The 20,716-nt window shown below is 60.5% G+C and carries 25 protein-coding genes and 1 pseudogene; 17 read left to right on the forward strand and 9 right to left on the reverse strand.

The window, feature by feature from the left end; genetic code table 11:
• Nucleotides 1-8: 8 nt before the first annotated feature.
• The gene (locus ACIPSK_RS19215) at nucleotides 9-713 is read right to left on the reverse strand and encodes an SDR family oxidoreductase (protein WP_162119636.1); all 705 of its coding nucleotides are present in this window, start codon (nucleotides 711-713) and stop codon (nucleotides 9-11) included.
• Between the two features lie 122 nt (nucleotides 714-835).
• Between ACIPSK_RS19215 and ACIPSK_RS19220 the strand changes: the two genes are divergently transcribed.
• The 3 genes from ACIPSK_RS19220 (at nucleotide 836) to ACIPSK_RS19230 (ending at nucleotide 2,540) form a co-directional block, all read left to right on the forward strand.
• Nucleotides 836-1,717, forward strand: a complete 882-nt coding sequence (locus ACIPSK_RS19220; protein ID WP_162119635.1) for a LysR substrate-binding domain-containing protein — start codon at nucleotides 836-838, stop codon at nucleotides 1,715-1,717.
• A 199-nt stretch (nucleotides 1,718-1,916) separates the two neighbouring features.
• Nucleotides 1,917-2,171, forward strand: a complete 255-nt coding sequence (locus ACIPSK_RS19225; RefSeq protein WP_246709952.1) for a hypothetical protein — start codon at nucleotides 1,917-1,919, stop codon at nucleotides 2,169-2,171.
• A 30-nt stretch (nucleotides 2,172-2,201) separates the two neighbouring features.
• Nucleotides 2,202-2,540 carry a LysR substrate-binding domain-containing protein gene (locus tag ACIPSK_RS19230; RefSeq protein WP_246709951.1) on the forward strand — a complete coding sequence of 113 codons (339 nt, stop codon included), beginning with the start codon at nucleotides 2,202-2,204 and terminating at the stop codon, nucleotides 2,538-2,540.
• A 258-nt stretch (nucleotides 2,541-2,798) separates the two neighbouring features.
• Here the strand turns inward: ACIPSK_RS19230 and ACIPSK_RS19235 are convergent, their stop codons facing one another.
• Both ACIPSK_RS19235 and ACIPSK_RS19240 read right to left on the reverse strand, forming a co-directional pair.
• Complete coding sequence (locus ACIPSK_RS19235; RefSeq protein ID WP_162119634.1) at nucleotides 2,799-3,782, reverse strand: phosphotransferase enzyme family protein; 984 nt, start codon at nucleotides 3,780-3,782, stop codon at nucleotides 2,799-2,801.
• Nucleotides 3,769-4,107 carry a hypothetical protein gene (locus tag ACIPSK_RS19240; RefSeq protein ID WP_162119633.1) on the reverse strand — a complete coding sequence of 113 codons (339 nt, stop codon included), beginning with the start codon at nucleotides 4,105-4,107 and terminating at the stop codon, nucleotides 3,769-3,771. Before ACIPSK_RS19240 ends, ACIPSK_RS19235 begins: the two co-directional genes overlap by 14 nt.
• Nucleotides 4,108-4,170: 63 nt before the next feature.
• On the opposite strand from ACIPSK_RS19240, the gene ACIPSK_RS19245 reads away from it, so the two are divergent.
• The 4 genes from ACIPSK_RS19245 (at nucleotide 4,171) to ACIPSK_RS19260 (ending at nucleotide 7,009) form a co-directional block, all read left to right on the forward strand.
• Nucleotides 4,171-4,533 carry a DUF4087 domain-containing protein gene (locus ACIPSK_RS19245; RefSeq protein ID WP_130699755.1) on the forward strand — a complete coding sequence of 121 codons (363 nt, stop codon included), beginning with the start codon at nucleotides 4,171-4,173 and terminating at the stop codon, nucleotides 4,531-4,533.
• Nucleotides 4,534-4,767: 234 nt separating this feature from the next.
• Entirely contained in the window at nucleotides 4,768-5,517 is a 750-nt protein-coding gene (locus ACIPSK_RS19250) for an SDR family NAD(P)-dependent oxidoreductase (RefSeq protein WP_162119639.1), read from the forward strand.
• On the forward strand, nucleotides 5,507-6,424 hold the full coding sequence (locus ACIPSK_RS19255; protein ID WP_162119632.1) for an RNA polymerase sigma factor: 918 nt from the start codon (nucleotides 5,507-5,509) through the stop codon (nucleotides 6,422-6,424). Before ACIPSK_RS19250 ends, ACIPSK_RS19255 begins: the two co-directional genes overlap by 11 nt.
• Before the next feature lie 75 nt (nucleotides 6,425-6,499).
• Nucleotides 6,500-7,009 carry a GFA family protein gene (locus ACIPSK_RS19260; protein ID WP_246709950.1) on the forward strand — a complete coding sequence of 170 codons (510 nt, stop codon included), beginning with the start codon at nucleotides 6,500-6,502 and terminating at the stop codon, nucleotides 7,007-7,009.
• 88 nt (nucleotides 7,010-7,097) lie between these two features.
• Here the strand turns inward: ACIPSK_RS19260 and ACIPSK_RS19265 are convergent, their stop codons facing one another.
• Nucleotides 7,098-7,442: an ArsR/SmtB family transcription factor gene (locus tag ACIPSK_RS19265; protein WP_162119631.1), complete on the reverse strand. Its 345-nt coding sequence runs from the start codon at nucleotides 7,440-7,442 to the stop codon at nucleotides 7,098-7,100.
• 107 nt (nucleotides 7,443-7,549) lie between these two features.
• Between ACIPSK_RS19265 and ACIPSK_RS19270 the strand changes: the two genes are divergently transcribed.
• The 6 genes from ACIPSK_RS19270 to ACIPSK_RS19295 all read left to right on the forward strand — a co-directional run bounded on the left by ACIPSK_RS19270 (nucleotide 7,550) and on the right by ACIPSK_RS19295 (nucleotide 12,377).
• Nucleotides 7,550-8,296, forward strand: a complete 747-nt coding sequence (locus ACIPSK_RS19270) for a glucose 1-dehydrogenase (protein ID WP_162119630.1) — start codon at nucleotides 7,550-7,552, stop codon at nucleotides 8,294-8,296.
• Between the two features lie 539 nt (nucleotides 8,297-8,835).
• Nucleotides 8,836-9,138, forward strand: a complete 303-nt coding sequence (locus ACIPSK_RS19275; protein WP_017963329.1) for a hypothetical protein — start codon at nucleotides 8,836-8,838, stop codon at nucleotides 9,136-9,138.
• A 16-nt stretch (nucleotides 9,139-9,154) separates the two neighbouring features.
• The gene (locus tag ACIPSK_RS19280) at nucleotides 9,155-10,249 is read left to right on the forward strand and encodes a sialidase family protein (RefSeq protein WP_446532956.1); all 1,095 of its coding nucleotides are present in this window, start codon (nucleotides 9,155-9,157) and stop codon (nucleotides 10,247-10,249) included.
• Nucleotides 10,250-10,388: 139 nt separating this feature from the next.
• Nucleotides 10,389-10,955 carry a hypothetical protein gene (locus ACIPSK_RS19285; protein ID WP_017963331.1) on the forward strand — a complete coding sequence of 189 codons (567 nt, stop codon included), beginning with the start codon at nucleotides 10,389-10,391 and terminating at the stop codon, nucleotides 10,953-10,955.
• On the forward strand, nucleotides 10,948-11,364 hold the full coding sequence (locus tag ACIPSK_RS19290; RefSeq protein WP_446532957.1) for a phage holin family protein: 417 nt from the start codon (nucleotides 10,948-10,950) through the stop codon (nucleotides 11,362-11,364). Before ACIPSK_RS19285 ends, ACIPSK_RS19290 begins: the two co-directional genes overlap by 8 nt.
• Nucleotides 11,364-12,377, forward strand: a complete 1,014-nt coding sequence (locus tag ACIPSK_RS19295; protein WP_446532958.1) for a DUF3618 domain-containing protein — start codon at nucleotides 11,364-11,366, stop codon at nucleotides 12,375-12,377. The genes ACIPSK_RS19290 and ACIPSK_RS19295 overlap by 1 nt, the downstream gene beginning before the upstream one ends.
• A 358-nt stretch (nucleotides 12,378-12,735) precedes the next feature.
• Here ACIPSK_RS19295 and ACIPSK_RS19300 read toward each other — a convergent pair whose 3' ends face one another.
• From ACIPSK_RS19300 to ACIPSK_RS19315, 4 genes and pseudogenes are all read right to left on the reverse strand, one after another.
• Nucleotides 12,736-13,284: a BA14K family protein gene (locus ACIPSK_RS19300; RefSeq protein WP_162119048.1), complete on the reverse strand. Its 549-nt coding sequence runs from the start codon at nucleotides 13,282-13,284 to the stop codon at nucleotides 12,736-12,738.
• 146 nt (nucleotides 13,285-13,430) lie between these two features.
• Nucleotides 13,431-13,615: pseudogene (locus ACIPSK_RS19305) on the reverse strand (kinase); the annotation flags it as partial.
• Between the two features lie 26 nt (nucleotides 13,616-13,641).
• Nucleotides 13,642-14,076, reverse strand: coding sequence for a hypothetical protein (locus ACIPSK_RS19310; RefSeq protein ID WP_162119049.1), 435 nt, complete (start codon nucleotides 14,074-14,076; stop codon nucleotides 13,642-13,644).
• 72 nt (nucleotides 14,077-14,148) lie between these two features.
• On the reverse strand, nucleotides 14,149-15,039 hold the full coding sequence (locus ACIPSK_RS19315; RefSeq protein WP_162119050.1) for a LysR family transcriptional regulator: 891 nt from the start codon (nucleotides 15,037-15,039) through the stop codon (nucleotides 14,149-14,151).
• A gap of 104 nt (nucleotides 15,040-15,143) precedes the next feature.
• Between ACIPSK_RS19315 and ACIPSK_RS19320 the strand changes: the two genes are divergently transcribed.
• The 3 genes from ACIPSK_RS19320 (at nucleotide 15,144) to ACIPSK_RS19330 (ending at nucleotide 17,930) form a co-directional block, all read left to right on the forward strand.
• Nucleotides 15,144-16,013 carry an SDR family oxidoreductase gene (locus tag ACIPSK_RS19320; protein ID WP_162119051.1) on the forward strand — a complete coding sequence of 290 codons (870 nt, stop codon included), beginning with the start codon at nucleotides 15,144-15,146 and terminating at the stop codon, nucleotides 16,011-16,013.
• A gap of 37 nt (nucleotides 16,014-16,050) precedes the next feature.
• Nucleotides 16,051-16,524, forward strand: a complete 474-nt coding sequence (locus ACIPSK_RS19325) for an AtaL-like protein (protein ID WP_162119052.1) — start codon at nucleotides 16,051-16,053, stop codon at nucleotides 16,522-16,524.
• A gap of 467 nt (nucleotides 16,525-16,991) precedes the next feature.
• The gene (locus tag ACIPSK_RS19330; RefSeq protein ID WP_017963342.1) at nucleotides 16,992-17,930 is read left to right on the forward strand and encodes a sialate O-acetylesterase; all 939 of its coding nucleotides are present in this window, start codon (nucleotides 16,992-16,994) and stop codon (nucleotides 17,928-17,930) included.
• A gap of 994 nt (nucleotides 17,931-18,924) precedes the next feature.
• Here ACIPSK_RS19330 and ACIPSK_RS19335 read toward each other — a convergent pair.
• Entirely contained in the window at nucleotides 18,925-19,617 is a 693-nt protein-coding gene (locus ACIPSK_RS19335) for a type 1 glutamine amidotransferase domain-containing protein (RefSeq protein ID WP_017963343.1), read from the reverse strand.
• Nucleotides 19,618-19,738: 121 nt separating this feature from the next.
• On the opposite strand from ACIPSK_RS19335, the gene ACIPSK_RS19340 reads away from it, so the two are divergent.
• Nucleotides 19,739-20,671, forward strand: a complete 933-nt coding sequence (locus ACIPSK_RS19340; protein WP_162119053.1) for a LysR family transcriptional regulator — start codon at nucleotides 19,739-19,741, stop codon at nucleotides 20,669-20,671.
• Nucleotides 20,672-20,716 lie beyond the last annotated feature (45 nt).

The raw sequence follows: 20,716 nt of genomic DNA on the forward strand, positions 1-20,716 counted from the left end.
AGATCCTGTCAGACGGACCGGGTAAGGCCGCCGTCGATCCTGAGGCTCTGGCCGGTGATATAGCCCGCTCCCTCGGAAATGAGGAAGGAAATCGTTGCGGCCACTTCGGCGCTGGTGCCGTAGCGCTTCATCGGCACGCTGTCGCGGCGCTCCTCCGTCGGCGGCAGGCTGTCGATCCAGCCCGGCAGCACGTTGTTGATGCGAATGCCGTCGCCAGCATAGGTATCGGCGTAAATCTTGGTGTAGGCCGCGAGCCCGGCGCGGAAGACGGCCGAGGTCGGGAACATCGCGGACGGTTCGGACACCCAGGCGGTGGAGATATTGACGATTGCGCCCGACTTCTGCGCCTGCATGACCGGCGTGACCAGCCGAACCGAGCGGATGACGTTCATCAGGTAGACCTCGAGGCCGGTATGCCACTGTTCGTCGGTGATCTCGGTGATCGGCGCACGCGGACCGTGACCGGCGCTGTTGACGAGAGCGTCGATCCGGCCCCACTTTTCCATGCATGCGTCCACCAGGCGCTTGAGGTCGTCGTTGGATTGGTTCGAGCCGGTGACGCCGATGCCGCCCAGTTCTTTCGCAAGCGCCTCGCCCTTGCCCGACGAGGATAGGATGGCGATCTTGAAGCCATCGGCCGCCAGCCGCCTCGCGGCTTCCGCACCCATGCCGCTGCCGCCGGCCGTAATGATTGCTACCTTTTCTACTGCCATCGCCGCTCTCCCTACTCGGTTTGCACCCATTGCCGGGCATTGATCCCTGGGATATCATGGGTCCCAAGCGGGAACGAACCAGTTTTCCTGAAATGTCCCAGTAGAAAAACTATCGAACGTCTATGCTGATCGGCAATCTTCCCTCTCTTAACGGCCTCAAGGCCTTCGACGTGGCAGCGCGCCATCTGAACTTCCGGCTTGCGGCCGAAGAGCTCGGCGTCACCCAGGGAGCCGTCGCCCAGCACGTGCGCGGGCTTGAGGCGGAACTCGGGGTGACATTGTTCGAGCGCCTGCCGAAATCATTGGCGCTGACGGGCGAGGGGCGAAGCTACGTCGCCGATGTCAGGCGCGCCTTCGAATTGCTCGCAAACGCGACGGCAAACCTGAAGCCTCAACCGGTCAAACTGGTGGTCAGCACGACACCGACCTTCGCCTCGAGATGGCTGATCCCGCGTCTTCCGGACTTTACCTCGAGGCATCCCGATCTCGATCTCCACATCCTGGCGACAGACCGCATTTCCAGCTTCCAGGTCGACGGCGTCGATCTCGCCGTCCGATATGGCAGCCCTCCCTTCGGCCCAGGCCTTGCCGCCGAACTGCTGTTCGAGCAGGAGATCATTGCCATCTGCAATCCGAGCCTCGTCGCCGAGGGAGCCGAGCCGCAGAACGCCGAAGAACTCTCGCACTACACGCTCCTTCACGATGCCCATAATTCCTGGCCCGAATATATCGATCGTTTCCTCGGCGGCGGCGACCCCTCGCTGTTTCGGGGCATCAGCTTCTCACAGACATCGCACGCGATCGAAGCTGCCATCGCCGGGCAGGGCATCGCTGTGGCAACCCGCGCCTTCGTCTCGACCGACATCGAGGCGGGCAGGCTGAGGCAAGTCTTCGACGGCGCCCTCAGAGCGCAGTCCCACGTCTATCTGGTGAAGCCGCGATATCGGAAGTCCGAAGCCGTGGACAAGCTTCAGGACTGGCTGCGCTCGCAGGTGCAGGCCTGATGGCTGCTCTTACGGCACCCCTTCTGGGACCATTTGACTTCCAGACTCGATTGCTCGGCAGATTAGACTTGTCGCCGCCCGAACCATCGTTCGCACGCAGCGCAGTACTCCAGCACGGTCTAATTGTCGCAGGTCGGAACCCACTCCCCACCAAAGCGTTTGCGGGTGGGGCGATTATGCCCTTTCGGAGGAAATGCACATGCTGAGATCGATTTTGATCGCGGCCGTATTTGCGGCTGCGGGCACTATGCCCGCCTATGCCGCATCTATGGCGAAATGTGACGACGCTTCCATAACGGCCTTGCAGACCAAGGTGGACGCAATGGCCGATCAGACGAAGAAAACAGCCGCCACCAAACAGGTGGCCATGGCGAAGGATGCCATGAAGGCGCACAAGATCAAAACTTGTGTGACGCATATGGAAAACGCCGAGAAGGGCATGAGCAAGATGTAACGGCGCACCCGGCGTAGTTGAAATCAGAGGATGAGGCCCGGGCTTCCGGGCCTCAAATCGAGGGGATACTCCGGATGGGAATATCCGGACGGCGACAGCTACGCGACGCTTCCGTTGCCAGGTGCGCTGCACGTCAACAGTGCGCAGACTTACGACGCCGCTGCCCTCGCCGGCCTTGGCGTGATTCAGGCGCCACTCTTGGGGATTGGCCAATACTTTAAGAGCGGAGCGCTTGTGGAGATCATGCCCGATTTTCGTCGCCGGGCGCTCCCCGTATCCCTCATCGTAGCACATCGGAGCAATCTGTCGCGCCGAGTCCGCGCATTCATGAAGCGGATCGAAGATGTGCTGACGCCGTATCTGGAATAGATGGCCGATTTTGGGACGACCCACTTTGCCCGAGAACAGCGAGGAGAAGGCGCAAAACAACCTTATCCTTCGACAACGAAAAAAGTCCGCTTAGGGCCGACGGGCCGGTGGCCCTAAGTGCTGATGTCCCTGACAAGTTCCCCTATATCGACCTTCTCGGGCGTTCCTTTACCCTGCCCCAAGGGTGGGCGAAGGTCGAAGCGATCGCCGACTGCGCCGACGCACCGCCGATCCTCCGGCTGCCGAGCAGACCTGAATTCAGAGCAGCCGGTCGACACATCGCTCGGTCTCCCACGTCTTGAGGAAATTTGCTTCCCGGGCAATCCAGCCGACAGCCTCGCTTCCCCATTCCTGTGCCCGGCTGGCGTATTCGCCCATCAGCCAGATGTGGCGGACGATCACGAAGCGGTGGGCGGCTTCGAAGTCGTCAGGCCTGATCGGCCGGACGGCTCGATAGGCATCGACGAAGGCGTCCCACATGGCGGTCGACGTCCGGCCGAAGGATGTTTGCGCCCACAAAAACACCGACAAGTCGTAGGCGAGGTATCCCGGACCGCCGTCATCGAAGTCGAAAAATACGGCTTCGCCGGCGTCGTTGATCCGTGCGTTGAAGCCGTGACAGTCACCATGGCAATAAGTCGACGTCAAATTGGTGGAGGCTTCAATCGCGTGTGCGGTCCGCGCCGCGATGGCTTGAAGATCGCTGCGGACGTCGACGTCTTCCACGACGCCGCTATCGCATATGCGGGCGAGCGGCCGATGCAGCAAGTGTTCGAGGTCGAGCCGATAGAGCGCTCCGTCCGGCTGGAAGGTCTCGGCGGCGTTGTGCAGCAGAGCAAGGGCCTTGCCGTTGGCCCTTGCATCGCCGGAATCCGCCGCATCCGGCTTGCGGCCCTCGATCGCCCGGAAGAGCACCGCCTGACGCACACCCTCCGGCGCCTGTCCCTCGACGAACAAGCTGCCCTCGCGTGTCGCGATGGCTGCTGCGACCGGAACGCCCGATTGCGAGAGATGCGCCAGGAAAGCCGTTTCGGTCTTGACGTCGGCCCGGCCACGGGCGCGGCGATGAGAAAGCCGGAACACGTAACTTTCTCCGTTGCTCCCGAGGGCAAGATACACATCATTCAAGCCGCGTTGCAGCATCCGGCAGGAAACCGGCCCCGCAAGCGGATAGTGCTGATCGATGAACCGTTCGATGGCAGCAACCTGTGGGGTCGAATAGAGCGGATTAAAATCGAGCATGGGCGCTGTACCATCGGGCTTTGCTGGCAGGCTGCTTCCGCGGTGAGAAGGCCATGAAGGCGGTGGCGGCCGCAAAACAAAATGCTGGTTTCTCAATGTGATCAAGAATTAAGTCAAGGCCAGCGATTTCGATCTCGATCATCGGCAAAGCCTGGGCCAGCTCCGTCGTCGGTGGAACGGGCAACTGGATCCTTGCGACCATTCGTGTCGCCTGCAGCACCTGGTCCAGGTTGATCGAAACAGGATCTTGTAGTTGGCATTGCTGTCGAAGGGCGGATCGCGATAATTTCAGATCGACGCTTGTGAAAGCGACACTTTTATCCACAATCGAAACCTGTGATGCTGTCCTTCCGCTTCAAGGCTAACAGTTTGCGACTCCGGAGTGTCTGTGAAACTTCTGACATCAGTTATCATTCTCGCGTTGGGTACAGCTTCGGCTGCACAGGCTGAACGGCGTTGCGGTTGGTTGTCTAATCCGGCCACGGGAAAGTGGGAGCTGTACGATGCCAAGGGAGGCTGGCAGATCATGTTTTTGGGAGGCGACGGAAGCCGGGCTGAAGGCGTCGATAAAATTCCGGACCTGACGGCAGGTGAATACGTGTACACGTTCGCAATCCACGGCTACGCGTGCGCATGCATGAACGTCGATGCTGATCAAGAAGCCATTACCCGCATCTATTCAGTTCAGCAGCTGCCGTTGGCCACGTGCCGAAACGACCCCGCCATCCAGTACTTTCTGAAGCAAGATTAGTCGCTGCCAAAGTTAGGCACCTGCCGGCCTGCCGAACGTCCGCATGGTTGAGGAATTGGGATTTCACATTTGCAACTGCAGCCGGCACAGATGGAAATCCGTCTGAGTTGGGTCGCGCCGGGTCAAGCTTTTCATTATCCACGCCCAAGCGCGAAAATAATGACTCTTTTCAGCTCATTCGAACGTCCTTGTTGCGACTGCCTTTGCGCGGTCGGATCGAATGAGGAAAAGAAGATGGATTTGGATGGAAAACGGATCGTTGTCGTCGGTGGTAGCCGCGGTTTGGGCTTCGGAATGGTCGGGGCCTTTGTAGCGCGCGCAGCTAATGTGACCGTCGTGGCGCGCGACTCGACGATTTTGCAAGCGGTGGGAGAGCAACTGGCCGTCACGACTGTGGCTGCCGATGCGACCAGCGCCGACGCGGCAAAGAGGATCATGTCGGAGACACGACCCGATGTCGTCATCATGAACGCCGGCGCGGAACCGCCCATGGACCGTATCGACCGTATTGGCTGGGAGGCGTTCACGACCAACTGGAACGTCGATGTGAAGGCCGCCCTGCATTGGGTCCAGGCCGCTCTGACGTTGCCGATGGCGCCGGGCGGGCTGGTCGTTCTCGTTTCCAGCGGAGCCGCGGTGCAAGGCTCGCCGCTATCGGGAGGCTATGCAGGAGCAAAACGGGCGCAGTGGTTCATTGCAAAATATGCCGAGGGCTTGTCGACCCAGCTCGGCCTGGGCCTGCGTTTCCGGGTCATCGTTCCCCGGCAGATGTTCGCAGGAACCGGCGTGGGCAACGCCGGAATCTCCGGTTATGCTGCGGCGGCGGGCCGGACATTCGCAGAACAGGCAGCTGCCTGGCCGGACATGACACCGCGCGGCTTTGGCGATACGGTAGCCGAACTGATCGGCGAGACGGCGCTGGAAGAGGCTATGATCTACGCAGTGCGGGGAGATACGGGCGTGACGGTCATCAATGATGGATGAAGCTGCCCTCGAAGGAGAAGCGAAGAGCACACTCTACGTGGCGCTGGCCAAGGAGGCGGATGCAGTTCGCCCGGAACTGCATCGCTATGCCGCCCGGTTGGTCGGCTCGGTGATCGACGGCGAGGACGTGATTCAGGACGCGTTGGTCAATGCGTTCGCGATGGTCGGCTCGATCTCGTCCGGCACGCCGCTGCGACCATGGCTGTTTCGCATTGTTCACAATCGCGCCATCGATACGCTGCGCCAGCGAAGTACCCATCCGTCAGAGCCGCTGGAGACGGCCTTTGATCTGGCGGATGCCAGTGCTGTTGATCCGGAGGATGCGCTGATAAGGCAGGACACGGTGCGGATCGCCTTGGCTCACTATGCCAAATTGCCGGTGCCGCAGCGTAGCGCGGTGATCCTCAAGGATGTGCTGGGAGAGCCCATCGCAGACATCGCCGCGCTATTGGGCCTGAGTATCGATGCTGTCAAAGCCCATCTCTCACGTGGTCGGGCAGGATTGCGATCCATCACCGAGAGGGAGTCCGAAGTTCCGCTGCCCCCAAGCGCCGAGGTTCTGAATTTCGCAGCGCTCTTCAACGCGCGGGATTGGACGGCCCTGCGCAGGCTGCTTGCCGAGGATGTTCGGCTTCGTCAGGCACGACGGCCGCAGGTCTCCGGTGCGGCGAATGTTGGCCGATTCTTTTCCTATTATGCGGATTATCCGCGGGTTTGGATCGAACCGGCTTGTCTGGAGGGCAGGGAAATATTGCTGGTCTCGGCTGCGCCGTCCGCTGCTCCTGCCTACTTCATGCTGCTCGAATGGAGGGACCAAAAGATAACACTGATCCGCGACCATCGATATGCGACCTACGTCATGGAGGACGCGGCTGTGACGCCGGCCGCATCGCAACGCGAATCTTAGGCCCGGCGCTTTCACGGCTCGTGCCGGCGCACGGATCGCCGCGTCAAAGCAGGCCGCTTTCGGTCTGAGGCCACAATGACCTCTATGACCGCGAGCTGCCATGCTGAATTTTTGATAGACCCTGTCGATTCCGGCACCGTAAGATCGACAAAGCCTGATCAACATGGAATGAGCCAAATGCCCGTCTTTCATGCCAAATGCAGCTGCGGCGCCCTGGCCCTGGAGGTCGATGGTGAACCGGTCCACAATCACACATGCACCTGCACGCGCTGCCAGCGTGCATCCGGCAGCGCACTGGCACATAATGTGTGGTTCCGGCAGGAACATGTGCGGGTCGTTTCCGGAGACTCTTCCGTTTGGTTTCCGCAAGGCGAGACGACGCCTGATGTGATGAAAGCCTTTTGCCGGGTCTGCGGTGGCGGCGGCTTCTCGAAGTCCGGAACATACCTCCCCGGCACCGTTGTTATCGCCGGCGGCACATTCGCCGATCCAGCGTTTCCTGCGCCCGATCACGTTCACTGGTGGGACAATCGCCCGCATTGGATCGATCTCGCCCAATCGATCGAGCGTCATGGCGGAGATTAGCGTTTCCAGAAACGCGAGACTGCGGCTAAAGATTGCAAAGATGACGAACTCTAGGGGCCAGGATGCGCCGCATTTTGGTGATGCGGCATCAGTCCGTCTTCGGCTCCCCGGGAAGTTGGCCGTACGCCGTCAGAATGGCCTTGATCAGGCCCGGGAAGCGCTCATCCAGCTCGGTGCAGCGCGTTTGGTTGCGCATCTCCACACCCTGGCGCTCGCTCAGGATCAGCCCGGATTCGCGCAGCACTTTGAAATGGTTGGACAGCGACGATTTGGGAATGACGCGGTCGCCGAGATCGGCAAGCGCAGAACATGTTCCGCCACCGGCGGCGCCGGCAAGCTTTGCATAAATGGCAACGCGCTCCGGATCCGACAGCGCATAGAGGATCGCTTCGGGCTTGATGTCCTCCAGGTCTGGGTGAAACAGCGGTCTCATGAATTTTATATAGCGTCCCTTGACATCGAGATCAATAGTTCCGAATTTCTGAACTATGGAACAAGCCTGCCAATCCCGGCGGCGATCCAGATCTGAAGGAACGAGAAATGGCTAAGCTCACAGGAAAGGTCGCTGTCGTTACGGGCGCCTCCAAAGGCATTGGCGCTGCGATTGCCAAGGCACTCGCAGCGGAAGGTGCGCAAGTGGTGGTCAACTATGCTTCGAGCAAGGCGGGAGCCGACGCCGTCGTTCAGGCGATCGATGCAGCCGGCGGCAAGGCCATCGCGGTGCAAGGCGATGTTTCAAAGGCAGAACAGGCGCAAGGCGTGGTCGATGCCGCGATCAAGGAATTCGGCAAGCTCGACGTGCTGGTCAACAACTCCGGCGTCTATGAATTCGCCCCGATCGGCGATGTGACCGAGGAGCACTATCGCCGCATGTTCGACGTCAATGTTCTCGGCGTTCTCCTGACCACCCAGGCGGCGGCCAAACATCTCGGCGAGGGCGGCAGCGTCATCAACATCTCCTCGGTGGTCACCAGCCTGGGGCTGCCGGCCTCGGCCGTCTACACCGGCACCAAGGGAGCCGTGGAGGGCATCAACAGCGTGCTTGCCAAGGAGCTTGGCCCGCGCAAGATTCGCGTCAACGCCATTCTGCCGGGCATGGTCGAGACTGAGGGCGCCCACTCGGCTGGCGTCATCGGCTCGGATTTGCAGCAGACCATGGTTGCCCAGACGCCGCTCGGCCGCATCGGCCAGCCGGACGATATCGCCGACATTGCCGTCTTCCTCGCTTCAGACGATGCCCGCTGGCTGACCGGCGAGCGACTGGTTGCCAGCGGCGGTTTTCGCTGAAGCAGGATGATTTGAGGCCGGGCCGGCCTCAAATCTGAATCCTGTTCTGAATTAGACAGCTGGAGCATGATGTTATCAGAGAACCGCTCACACGTTTCGGCATCATGCTCTGGTCGTGCGTGCGCCTTCACAGGGCGCGCGCGATCAAGTCTGCCGGGTTTCACGAAGGGGCGGAACTCACCGATTGCTTGGGTCAGCTCTTCGTCCGCGCCGCAAGGGCATCGGAGACGACGGTAATCGAGGCATCGCAAAATGGTCGCCAACTGCTCGCAGAACGCGGACGGCTGCCCAGATGCGTTCGTCGAAGGCACGCCGCAGATAGGTGACATCGCCTCGTGGACCTTGCATGAATTGCCGCGGCGGTCCGGTGCACACCGTTAACGAGAGAACGACCGCCCGTCGCCACTTCCTCGTCCTCCAACCGGATATCCGTCAATTCGGCGGCGAGGGGAGCTGCCACCCATGGCACGGCTCCAGATTTCGAGCTGGGCCGGAACCTCGTCGGACCTCCGAAGTTTGCGGGACGAGGAGAATTCCAGATGCATTTGATACAGTTGTTTATTCCTGCAGCACCGCAAGCGGCGATCGACATCGAAGACATTATCGCGATGATTCAGCGCGAGATGACGGAGCGCCATGGCGGGGCGACTTCATACCTCAATTCCCCGGCAAAGGGCTTTTGGTCCCATGGCGAGGGCACTGAAGAAGATACGGTCATCGTCATCGAAGTGATGGTGAACAGTCTCGATCGGGCCTGGTGGCGCCAATACCGGCGCAAACTCGAACAGTTGCTCGCCCAGGAAGAATTGCTTGTGCGGGCACTTCCAGTCGAAACGCTCTGACCGTCTGGAAGCTTCCATGGACAAGCAGTTCCGCAATCTTGAAATCTACCTCAGACGCGGCGAGTTCGCAGGCTGGCCGGCAAATTATGGCCTCTGGTCGTGGGGTGACGAAATGGTCGTCGTCTTCGCGCGCGGCAAACTCGGAGCGAAGGGCGAGTTGCACGAATTGGACCGTAACTACCCCTTCGTACCCTGGCAGGCACGCAGCCTCGACGGCGGACTGACATGGATGGACGAGCCGTTCTGCGGCCACGTGCCGGGTGGGCTCTCGCTTTCGGCCGACGAGCATCTGAACGTCGAGCTCAAGGTCCGTCCCCGTCTGTCGGTCCGTGAAGACCTCTGCTCGATTGACGATCCCATAAACTTTCTCGACTCCGAGACGATCGTCATGTGCGCCAGAACCGATGTAGAGGGCAATGCTGTCAGCTGGTTCTATATCAGCCGGGATCGGTGCCTGACATGGCAGGGTCCGTTTCGTTTCGCCGGTTTGCACCTTCCGATCTCGGCACGCACCGATATCGTTCCTCTCGGCAGGAACGATGCACTCTTCATGCTCAGCACGTCCAAAGACGACGGTACGGAAGGCAGAGTGTTCTGCGCGCGCACCGTGGACGGCGGGCGCAGCTTCATCCTTCAAGGTTTTGTCGGCCCGGAACCTGAGGGCTATTCGATCATGCCGGCGTCGACGGCACTGTCCGGAGGCGCCATTCTGACGCTGACGCGCTGCATGGGCAGAGGCGGTGGCAAGGGTTGGATAGAGGCCTTCACCTCCCGTGACCAAGGGAGGACCTGGACGCAGGAAGGCTGCATCGTCGAAAACACCGGCAGCAATGGCAACCCGCCGGCGCTCGGGCGGATCGAAGGCGTTCTGGTGCTCGTTTACGGCCACCGTGATCCGCCATTTGGTATCAGGATGCGCATGAGTTTCGATGATGGCCGGACATGGGGCGCCGAGACGGTCATCCGGAGCGACGGCGGCACGGCTGATCTCGGTTATCCCAAACTCGTACAACGCGGCGATGGATCCCTGCTCGCCGTCTACTACTTCAACGATGGCGACAGGGAAGAGCGTTACATCGCGGCGTCTATCGTCACGCCTGCCAAAGATTAAGAACATCACAATCGCAGTTTTGAGCCCCATCATGTCATCATGGGCCGAAGAGGAACGTTTCAGGCGCGTCCGGGGAACAAAGCGGGCCATCCATGGTTCGGGGCTGCGGCAGTTGCCGGCACGAATTGGGAGGTTCGAAATGCAAAACGATTTTACAGATTCGGCAGGGCGGAGCGCGTCCGCGCAGACCCCGTCCTCATCCCCAGGTTCCGGCTTCTCGCCGGGAACGCGCACGTCCATTTCCGATCTGGAAGCGAAGGTGAGCGAGGATGTTTCCGCCGCCAGGGAAACGATCAGGGAAGGCGCCGACACCGCCGTCGAGAAAGCCAAGGAGGTCATGTCCGAGCGCACCAACTTTGCCGCTCGCCAGATCGGCGGAGTTGCAATGGCGCTCGAGAAGGCTGGCGCCGAAATGCAAAACTCCGGTCAGGCGGAAGTCGGACGATTCGCCAAGCAAATCGGCCGGAGCGTGCAGACCGTCGCTCGGCGGATGGAAGGCAAGGACATCGGCGAGATCGCCACCATGACCGAGGATTTCGGGCGCAAACAACCGCTCGCCTTTCTCGGCATCGCCGCACTTGCAGGCCTGGCCGCAAGCCGGTTCCTGACAGCGTCCGCGAAAAGGCAAACAGCTGCCGCGCCGCGCGAACCATCGATTGGCCTTCGCCCCGGCACCGCAACGACCGGAGGCGAGAACAATGGCTAAATCTTCAGAGAACATACCTCTCTCCGAACTCGTCAGTGGCCTCGTTGGTGATGTCATGGGCCTGCTCCGCAAGGAAATCGATCTTGCCAAGACGGAAGCTTCGGAAAAACTTTCGCAGGCGCTCAGCGGCGTGGAGATTCTCCTGTTTGGTTTGGTCCTGGCAATCGGGGCGGTCGGCGTCCTGCTGAGTGCCCTTGTCGGCGGTCTCGCGGCCTTCCTCGTGACAAAGGGTTTTACCGAAACCACCGCCGGTGCACTCGCCTCGCTGATCGTCGGCATCATCATTGCCGGCATCGCGTGGGCAATGGTCTCCCGGGGCCTCTCCGCGCTTCGCGGCAACAACATGGCACTGGATCGAACTGCGACCTCGCTTCGCCGCGACGTTGATGTTGTGAAGGACAAAATCTGATGGAAAACTCAATGGAGAAAACATCGGCCGAGCTTCAGCGGGAGATCGACCAGGACCGCCGCCGCATCGGGGACCGGATTGACGCTATCCAGGAACGGATGTCGCCGGGCCAGTTGGTCGACGAGGTGATTGCCTACACCAAGGCAAGCGGCGGCGGAGAGTATGTCAGCAATCTTGGCCACGCCCTCAAGGCGAACCCTCTGCCGGTAGCCCTGATGGGCGTGAGCCTCGCCTGGCTCATGGCAAAAGGCAGCCCGTCCTCAGGCGATATGGCGACCTGGAGCGAGGAGGATGCCGAATACCCGCTCTATCCGGCGACCGGCCGGGTCCGCAGGATCGGTCCGCCGGCCATGGAAAACGGAGCGCGTTACAGCCACTTTGCCGACGAATCCGGCAAGAGGCTGAAAGCCTTGACCGACGAAACAGGGGGGCGTGCCGGCCATTTCATCGACGAGGCAGGCAAGACCTATCGCGGCTTCGCCGACGCCAGCGGAAAACAGATCAGTCAGATCGCCGACGAGACTGGTGCAATGCTCGACGCGGCAACCGGCTGGGCGGCGGAGAAATGGGAGCAGGCGAAAACCGCCGCGAGCGACCTCACCGCCCGTGCGTCTGGCGCGGCGAGTTCGCTATCGAGCCGATCCTCTTCGGCGGCGACCAGTCTTCAGGAGCAAACGACCAAGCTCAACGAGGCGATCCTCACCCATTTCCGCGACCAGCCGCTGGTTGGCGGAGCCCTGGCTTTCGCAGTCGGAGCGGCGATCGGCGCGGCGCTGCCGCACACTGACACTGAGGATGAATGGATCGGGGAAGCCGCAGACAGCGCCAAAGACACCCTCAGCGATCAGGCGCAGGACGTCGCCGCGCAGGGTAAAGAGGTGGCGTCGGAGGTCTATCAAAAGGCTGTGGACGTTGCGTCCGATACTCATGATGCCGTCAAGGAACGCGTGGTGGATGAAGCCGAAACTTTCATAAATCGCAAGGACAGCTTGGGCGGAACCAATGGCCGGTAGAACGATGGCGACGACGAGATGCAGGTTAGGCCACTGACCGGCCTTGTGCGAGGGCTTCCTCCAGAAGTGCGAGGAGCTACATAGCAGGGCGCGAAAAAGTGTCCGGCGCTTTTGCGACGATGCTTGGTGGTCTGTCACGACCGGTGCAGCGCCGAGAGTCGACGGCGGCGCCGTGGACTCGCTCATCTAAACCCGATCCAAACCCACGCCGTGGTCACCGGCTTCAGACGCAGAAGACCGCCAGGCTGCTGAGTTTCGCACACACTTCAGCGGTCAAATCCCACTTGGGAAAGGCGAAGAATCCGATACCGGCGCTTCGGAAAAAGCGCCGGGTGGTCACCAAGCACGCCCGCAATCATCAGTAGGGCGAGATGCACGCACGCCGCGGACCGTAATAGGGCTGGAAGGTGTTGTCGTAAGCCCTGTAGGAACGGTAGCGCGCATAGCACCAGCTCGTATGTCCGTTGCCGCCACTATAGACCTGGCTGTAATAGCGCGGCGCGTAGTAGCGTGGACGGTAAAGGGTCGAGCCGTAGTAGCGCGGCGCACCGTAATAGGGCGATCCGTAGTAGCCCTGGCCGTAGTAGCCCTGATTGTAGTAGCCCTGACCGTAGTAGCCCTGGCCGTAATACGGCTGCGCCAGCATTCCGCCGATGATTGCGCCGGCCGCGAGCCCGCCGAGCCCCCATGCCCAGCCGTTGTTACTACCGTGGTGTCCATGCCCGTAGTAGCCGCCATGCCCGTAGTAGCCTCCATGGCCGTAGCCGCCGCCGTGATGTCTGTACTGGACCGGCTGCGCCTTTGCGGCTTCGATCTTCGGTATGGAAACGGTGGGAAACGCCATGGCCGGCGGGACGCTTGTCAGCGCCGTCACCAGCGATAGGGTAACGATTGCTAACCTTTTCATTGGCTCATCTTTCCTTCTACTGCACCGCGCGTCGCATACGGCGCGCAAGGACGTTTCAGCCCTCTAGGTAAACTGATCGATTTTACCCTAAAATCGGCTTTGATTCGAGGAATTATGCAGGAAAGCTTTTCGTCGGCGGCGGGGGTCGCGAGAGGCCGGTGCCGCAAGTGTTCCGAGGGCAAGCCGATAGAGCACTCCATCCGGCTGGAATGTCTCAGCGGCGTTGTGCATCAAAGCAGGGGTCTTGCCGTCGGCCCGTGCCTCGCCGGCATCCGGCTTGCGGGCCTCGATCGCCCGGAAGCACCTGGCGCACACCCTCCGGAGCATCTCCCGGTTATCGGCGCAGGTTGATCAAGCCTACTGCTGAAGCTCGGCATCATGCGCGGCTTTCAACGCGTCGCATCCTCCAAGCTCTTGCGTCGCGGACGACGCCCACTCCTGCACCTGCGGTTCGGAGAGCGCCAGACCGGGGTCTCCAATCTGAGCGAGAAGCTTTAGGCTCGCCCCCTCAACCTTTGCAATCGCCGCCTCGAGCTCAGAATAGATCTCTGTTCCAGGACCACAACCTTGTTTCTCGACATATTGTAAAAATCGCGGGCGCATCGGCTTCGGTTCCGCCCCGCAATATCTCTCCGCAAGCACATGCATAATCAGCGCGTAGTCGATTCCCATGAAACGCGACTCGATCGGTTCGTTAGGTTTGAAACTGGTTCTGCAAAAATTTGGCGGTTCTGCGTTGGCGGCAGCGAGCGGCACGGACGCCAATATTGCGCCAAGTAGGTAACGAAACACGCTGCTCTCCTCTGGATGTCGATCTCGTCGGTTATGGGCCAGATTCCCTGCGTCTGAAAGCGGGTTCGGTCATCACCTGCCGATATAGGCGGCCAGCTCGTCAGCCGTTCCATTGGGGAAGGCCTGTTTCAGGAAGTCCAGGAACGCCGACACGCGCGCGCTGAGCAGCCGCCGGGAGGGGTAGAGCGTCCAGAGGGTGACCTCGGGGGCGTCGATCTCCCCCCAATTGACCAAAGTGCCGTCAGCCAGGTCGTGGCTCACCAACGAAATCGGAAGACGGCCTGCGCCGACACCGGCGCGCACCGCATCGCGGATGGTGATCAGCGTTGACAAGGTGAGGACCGGCTCGATTTTGATCGTCGACCGGCCGCCTGATGTCTTCACCTGCCATGTCTGCGCTTCGGATGCCCCGCGCGCGACCCCGGGAGCGGCGCGTCCGCCGGTCGGGCGGGGTAGATCGGGGCTTGCCACCACCACCAGCCGATCATGCAGAAACGCTCGTCCGACCAGGCTTTCGTCGGGATCGGGATTGACCCGGATGACTAGATCGTAGCCTTCCTCGATCATATCGACGGACCGGTCCTCACTCGTCACCTCGAGCCTCACCTCCGGATATTGGAGGGCAAAGCCGGCGGCGATCCTTCCCATCGCGGTCTGGGAAAAATGTAGAGGTGCGCTGATCCGCAATCTCCCTTTGGGTTTCTGACCGCCTGAGGCAATCGCTGCAGCCGTCTCGTCCAGTTCGGCGAGCAGCGCCGCCGTCCGCTCGAACAGCGCCCGCCCTTCTTCGGTCAGCTTCAGGCTACGCCCGCCCCGTTCAAACAGCCGTAGAGCGAGATCGCTTTCCAGCTCGGCGACGCGGCGCGACAATGTCGCCTTCGGCCGGCCCGTCGCCCGTGCGGCTTTGCCGAAGCCGCCATGGCGGGCAACAAGATTGAAATCGGCAAGCGCGAGAAGATCCATATCCGTTCCACCAGTGAGACTGTCTGTCTAAAATCGCCGTCTATCGGACTGCCAGTGAACCATACATATTCCGGGTGTCAAGCAACCCAACACGGAGAAAGACCATGACCATTCTCGTTACCGGCGCCACAGGCAATGTTGGCCGCCAAGTCGTCGAACACCTCGTCAAGCGCGGCGCCGATGTCCGTGCCCTTGTCCGCGACCCGTCGAAAGCCGATTTCCCGGCTGGTGTCAGCGTCGTGCAGGGCGAGTTCCTCGACGTCGACTCGCTGCGCAACGCCATGTCGGGCGTATCGACGCTGTTCCTGCTCAGCGCCGTGGTGCCGGACGAATTCACCCAGGCTTTGATTGCGCTGAACGTCGCCCGATCGGCCGCCATCGAGCGGATCGTCTATCTCTCGGTGATCCACGCCGACCTCTACGTCAACGTGCCGCATTTCGCCGGCAAGTTCGGCGTCGAGCGGATGATCGAGCAGATGGGTTTCAAGGCGACCATCCTGCGCCCGGCCTACTTCATCCAGAACGATCTGACGGTCAAAAACGTCATCACCGGCTACGGCGCCTACCCGATGCCGGTCGGCGCCAAGGGTCTCGCCATGATCGACGTCCGTGATATCGCCGAGATTGCCGCCCTTGAACTGCTGCGCCGCGAACAGGCTGCAGAGCCGCTGGCGCTCGACCGGCTCAATCTCGTCGGTCCGGAGACGCTGACTGGGGCTGGTATTGCCGCCATCTGGTCTGATGTGCTCGCTCGCCCCATCGCCTACGGCGGCGACAATACCGAGGGCTTCGAGCAAAACCTCAAGCAGTTCATGCCCGCCTGGATGGCTTACGACATGCGCCTGATGGGCGAGCGCTTCCTGACTGACGGAATGCTGCCTGAGACGGGCGACGTCGAGCGCCTGACAAAGCTGCTCGGCCGGCCGCTGCGCTCCTATCGCGCCTTCGCGTTGGAAACCGCTGCCTCCTCCTGAGGCAGCAACGGCGATCTAATCCAAAAGGAGTATCACCATGATTTATTCCACAGCCACAGTTCCGGTGAACCCGCACGGCGAAACCCCTTTGACACGCGCCGAGGCCTGGCAAGGTCTCGAACGAAAGGCACGCGACGCCCGGCTCTTTCTTCCCGTCGGTCTCTGCACCCGCTGCGATGTCGTCGAGGAAAGCCCGACCCATTTCGTGCGCGAGGCGACGATTGCCGGGCAGGATCTGCGCGAGATCATCACCCTGGAGCCGCAAAGCAAGGTGACCTTCTTCCAGGCAACGGGACCGCGCGAGGGAGCGATCGTCAACGAGCTGTTCGAGGATGAAGACGGTCAGCTGCAACTGCGGTTCTACTGCTATCTCGGCCTGCGCGGCAAACGGCCGAACGGCCCGGAAGAGCAGGCCGAGCAGGCACAATTCGATGGCGAAACGGGCTATAAGGCCGCCCTTCTATCGACACTCAAGCGGACCCGCGAACTGCTGGCAGAGGGAAAGCTCTGAACGCCGCCGGAACCACAAACAACAGGGTGGCCTCTTGACGAGGCGCCCTGCCTCGCGTCGCACAAAACGGTGCGGCCGATTTCGAAAGATGCGTCAGGTCCAGCGCGCAAGATCGGTTGGCGGTTGCGCAACATTAGTGGAAATGCCTCGTAACCGGTCTTCCGCTCCCACGGGGGTCTCGCTGCCCAATCGGTGATCGCCTTTCCATGGACGGGCAACGGCAGTTTCTCCATGGCGCTGCAAGCTGCATAGCAGACACGATCTCTCACCCAACCGGATGAATTGCAATCACTCGTACGGTCTATAGTTTAGAGCAGGTTTCCGGCGAGCCCACGCGAAATTGTCGTCGATTGGGGCTCGCCGGAAGCAAGCAGATGTGGCTGGCGTAAAGGAACCTTCATGGCTGGAGCAGCCTTGAGCGCTCCGATAGGCTCCATGTCATCGGATGATGATTAAAGGGCAACGACATGCGCAAAACGATGGCAGCCGGCCTGGCCGCCTTGATCGCCATTTACTTTCTCGGCGGCATGAGCGCGAGACATGAGATCTTTCCTTGGCCACAACTTTCCGCGCTGAAGAAAATGGTTGGCGGAGAGAAGCCGGCGGCTCCAAGCCGTTATACTTTCGACGACAAGGCGCGAGTCATCGGGGATGAATCAAAAACGCCTGTGACCTGCCCGGCTCAGACTGACCGAACGGCTGTCTTACTCATTCTTGGCCAATCGAACGCGGCCAACGACGGTGGGCAACGGCACACGTCAAATTATGGCACCCGCGTTGTAAATGCCTTTGACAAACGGTGCTTCGTCGCGGCGTCGCCACTTCTTGGATCGACCGATACAAAGGGAGAGTACTGGACGCTTCTTGGGAACAATTTGATCGCATCGGGACAAAATGACAGCGTCATCCTCGCACCTCTTGCATATTCCGGATCTGAGGTCGCACGATGGGCGACAGGCGGTGACCTCAATCCTGTGCTGGTCGACACGCTGAAACAGCTTCAGAATTCCGCTTATCGGATAACGAGCGTCCTCTGGGTGCAAGGAGAGAAGGACCTCGTCATGGGCACCACTGCGGAGGCCTATCAGGAACATTTCATATCGATGGTCGACACATTGCGTCAGCACGGCGTCGAAGCGCCCGTTTACATTTCGATCGCATCGAAATGCCTCGAACCGAGCAACGGCGGCTTCAAGGAGCATATTCCAGACAATGCGATCGTGCGGGCGCAACTGGCCCTGTCAAAAAGCGGCCACGGTATCCGAGAGGGGGTAAATTATGACGCGTTGCTCGATGGAGAAGACCGCTACGACGATTGTCATATCGGGGGCTCAGGCGCGGAGAAAGTGTCGGGGGCCTGGCTGAACCTTCTGCGCGGCGATCGCCGCCTGGAAAGCTCTCGATAGTTTTGCCTGAGCCGATTTTCGCGCCTTCGCGAGCGTAGGCTTCTATCCAGCGGGCGATATAATCCTTCTACGACCTTTCGCCATGCGCTCCGCCGGCGAGCGAATATGTGCAAGTGACCTCCCGGACACGGAATTTCGCGACGTTTTGAAACCGCCTCGAAACCCATTCAACCGGCTGCCACTCCGCTTCTCGCGACCCTGTGAAGTGCATCAAAGACGTTGCTTTGGAAAGAGTTCGCCAGCAAGTGGAGATCAAAGCAGCGGAATGATTGGTTCGGCTGTTCGTCAGATCCAGAGTGGCCGCCCAACGTACAGGAGACGCAATGCTTGGGGTATAGCAAGTGATCGCTGAGCGGCCCGCCCCAATGATACAAAATATGACTCAAAGTTGAAGTAAATTTCTATTTTCGTGCGAAATCGAACAATGTATCCTGTAGTTGAAATATCAAATCTGTGCATAACGAATTTCATAAAAGTAATATTTATTGCAAGGACCCTGAGGTTGTGCGAGTAGTCATTCCAACGCCACGACGCGTTATTCCTAAAAACCACCCCTCTTCCTGATCCCCGCTCTTGCGGGGTTTTCTTTTTCTGGCTCGGTGAACCTCCGCTAACCGAGCATATTGGAGATCTATCCACCCAACGGTACGGAACCGCGCAGCAACTTTTTCCGGCTATCTCCCGTTAGGCATATAGGATCGCACAGGTGGCCCCATGCGGGGCCGTCCGCCATCCCTTCTTTCGCCCTGTGCGATCCACCTTTCCCAATTGCCTCTGCCTCGTTTCGGCGGGGCTCATTTTCGATCTGCGGCGAGCAATGAGTGGTGCGATCCGTGCGGAAAGAGCACCGGGAACCTAGCCGGCCCCTTTCTCGTTAGATCGGTAGGAAAGCACGGGTGTTCCTCCTGCGCGATCCATGAACTTGCCCCGTCTCGGCGGGGCCTTTTTTTCGATTCGTGCGCCGCGGAAACACCGGCGCCGCCAGGCATGTTGATCAGGCGGCCTTTGCCGCCGCCACGGCGGCAAGCAGGATGCCGGCAGTCTGCACCGATGAACCGGGGTTCTGACCGGTGATCAGGAGGCCGTCCCGCACGGCATAGGACGACCAGTCATCGCCGCTGGAGTAGATGCCGCCATTCTCCTTCAACATGTCCTCGACCAGGAACGGCACCACCTGGCTGAGGCCGACGCCGTCTTCCTCGGAATTCTTGAAGCCGGTGACCTTTTTGCCCTGAACCAGCGGCGTGCCGTCGGCAGCCTTGACGTGGCGCAGCACACCCGGTGCGTGGCAGACAAAGGCGACCGGCTTGCCGGCCTGAAAGAGCGATTGGATGAGGGCGATCGAATGCTTGTCTTCGGCCAGATCCCACAGCGGGCCATGGCCGCCCGGATAAAACACCGCGTCGTAGTCGGCATGGGAGACCGAAGTGAGCTTTACGGTCGAGGCGAGCACGGCTTGGCCATCCGGGTCGGCATGAAAGCGGCGGGTCTGGTCAGTCTGGAAGTCCGGTTCGTCGCTTTTCGGATCGAGAGGCGGCTGTCCGCCCTTCGGCGATGCGACGGTGATGTCGGCGCCGGCTTCGAGGAAGGCATAATAGGGAGCGGCGAACTCTTCGAGCCAGAAACCGGTCTTCCGGCCGGTATTGCCCAGTTGGTCGTGCGAGGTGAGAACCATGAGGATTTTCATCTGGAGATCCTTTCGAGGCGGATGTGATCGGTCACTTTCGATGAGGCGATCATGACTCGGTCGCTCTCATTCCTGAAATTTATTTCTTTGATTTCAGATATGCGTTTGGCAATATATCTGGATGAAGTATGACCTCAACCTCCTGCCTGTCTTCCTGGCGCTCATGGAAGAGCGCAATGTCACGCGCGCAGCCGGGCAACTGGGCATGACGCAGCCAGCCGTCTCCAACGCCTTGAACCGCCTTCGCGAGACGCTGCGCGATCCGCTCTTCATCCGCGAGCGCTACGGCATGAAGCCGACTGAGATGGCAGAGGCACTTGCTCCGGTGATCCGCGGGGCCTTGGCGAACCTCGATGACGTCATTCTCGGTCAGCAGGCGTTCGATCCGGCCCGGGCGACACGGCAGTTCACCATCGCCCCCAACAGCTACGTCGAGTTCGTCCTGATGCCGGTGATCGTGGCGCGGCTGCGCGAATGCGCTCCCGGGATCAGGCTGCGCCTGACGCCCTTCGGCAATGATCTGGCCGAGACCGGCGCGATATCAGGCGCGACGGAAATGGTGCTCGGCCGGATCGTCGAGCCGCCGGATAACATGGTCGTGCAGCATCTCATGGATGATGGATTGGCCTGTGTCGTGCGCAAAGACCATCCCGAGATCGCCGAAAGCATCTCCGAGGAACAGTATCAACGGCTGCGGCATGTCAACGTGCTTCCGCCCGGCCGGATGCGCGTCGGCCTATTCCAGATGCTGCAGCAGGCCGGCCTCAGGCGCGACGTTTCGGTCTCCGTCACCCATTTCCTGGCGGTCCCAGAAATGGTGGCCGTCACCGACTACTGCGCGACGCTGCCACGGCTGATCTGCCATCGCCTTGCCCGCGACCCGCGTCTCAAAGTCCTGCCAGCACCGGTCGATCTCGGCAGCTTCCCGGTGGAGCTGGCATGGCATATCCGCTATCGGAACGATCCGGCGCATCGGTGGTTGAGGTCATTGATATCAGAGGTCGCAAAGGATGTCTCCGACGCTGCGGTGGCAGAAGCGATGACTGGAAATTGAGAGCGCGAGTTCGAATCTCGGCGAGGCCTTCACGGGCGAAATAGC

The organism is Rhizobium sp. LARHSG275 (genome assembly GCF_052871115.1).

Coding starts and splice junctions, on each gene's coding strand:
- ACIPSK_RS19215 (WP_162119636.1), bottom strand. CDS start 713: ATGGCAGTAGAAAAGGTAGCAATCATTACGGCCGGCGGCAGCGGCATG.
- ACIPSK_RS19220 (WP_162119635.1), top strand. CDS start 836: ATGCTGATCGGCAATCTTCCCTCTCTTAACGGCCTCAAGGCCTTCGAC.
- ACIPSK_RS19225 (WP_246709952.1), top strand. CDS start 1,917: ATGCTGAGATCGATTTTGATCGCGGCCGTATTTGCGGCTGCGGGCACT.
- ACIPSK_RS19230 (WP_246709951.1), top strand. CDS start 2,202: ATGAGGCCCGGGCTTCCGGGCCTCAAATCGAGGGGATACTCCGGATGG.
- ACIPSK_RS19235 (WP_162119634.1), bottom strand. CDS start 3,782: ATGCTCGATTTTAATCCGCTCTATTCGACCCCACAGGTTGCTGCCATC.
- ACIPSK_RS19250 (WP_162119639.1), top strand. CDS start 4,768: ATGGATTTGGATGGAAAACGGATCGTTGTCGTCGGTGGTAGCCGCGGT.
- ACIPSK_RS19255 (WP_162119632.1), top strand. CDS start 5,507: ATGATGGATGAAGCTGCCCTCGAAGGAGAAGCGAAGAGCACACTCTAC.
- ACIPSK_RS19260 (WP_246709950.1), top strand. CDS start 6,500: ATGACCTCTATGACCGCGAGCTGCCATGCTGAATTTTTGATAGACCCT.
- ACIPSK_RS19265 (WP_162119631.1), bottom strand. CDS start 7,442: ATGAGACCGCTGTTTCACCCAGACCTGGAGGACATCAAGCCCGAAGCG.
- ACIPSK_RS19270 (WP_162119630.1), top strand. CDS start 7,550: ATGGCTAAGCTCACAGGAAAGGTCGCTGTCGTTACGGGCGCCTCCAAA.
- ACIPSK_RS19275 (WP_017963329.1), top strand. CDS start 8,836: ATGCATTTGATACAGTTGTTTATTCCTGCAGCACCGCAAGCGGCGATC.
- ACIPSK_RS19280 (WP_446532956.1), top strand. CDS start 9,155: ATGGACAAGCAGTTCCGCAATCTTGAAATCTACCTCAGACGCGGCGAG.
- ACIPSK_RS19285 (WP_017963331.1), top strand. CDS start 10,389: ATGCAAAACGATTTTACAGATTCGGCAGGGCGGAGCGCGTCCGCGCAG.
- ACIPSK_RS19290 (WP_446532957.1), top strand. CDS start 10,948: ATGGCTAAATCTTCAGAGAACATACCTCTCTCCGAACTCGTCAGTGGC.
- ACIPSK_RS19295 (WP_446532958.1), top strand. CDS start 11,364: ATGGAAAACTCAATGGAGAAAACATCGGCCGAGCTTCAGCGGGAGATC.
- ACIPSK_RS19300 (WP_162119048.1), bottom strand. CDS start 13,284: ATGAAAAGGTTAGCAATCGTTACCCTATCGCTGGTGACGGCGCTGACA.
- ACIPSK_RS19315 (WP_162119050.1), bottom strand. CDS start 15,039: ATGGATCTTCTCGCGCTTGCCGATTTCAATCTTGTTGCCCGCCATGGC.
- ACIPSK_RS19320 (WP_162119051.1), top strand. CDS start 15,144: ATGACCATTCTCGTTACCGGCGCCACAGGCAATGTTGGCCGCCAAGTC.
- ACIPSK_RS19325 (WP_162119052.1), top strand. CDS start 16,051: ATGATTTATTCCACAGCCACAGTTCCGGTGAACCCGCACGGCGAAACC.
- ACIPSK_RS19330 (WP_017963342.1), top strand. CDS start 16,992: ATGCGCAAAACGATGGCAGCCGGCCTGGCCGCCTTGATCGCCATTTAC.
- ACIPSK_RS19335 (WP_017963343.1), bottom strand. CDS start 19,617: ATGAAAATCCTCATGGTTCTCACCTCGCACGACCAACTGGGCAATACC.
- ACIPSK_RS19340 (WP_162119053.1), top strand. CDS start 19,739: ATGAAGTATGACCTCAACCTCCTGCCTGTCTTCCTGGCGCTCATGGAA.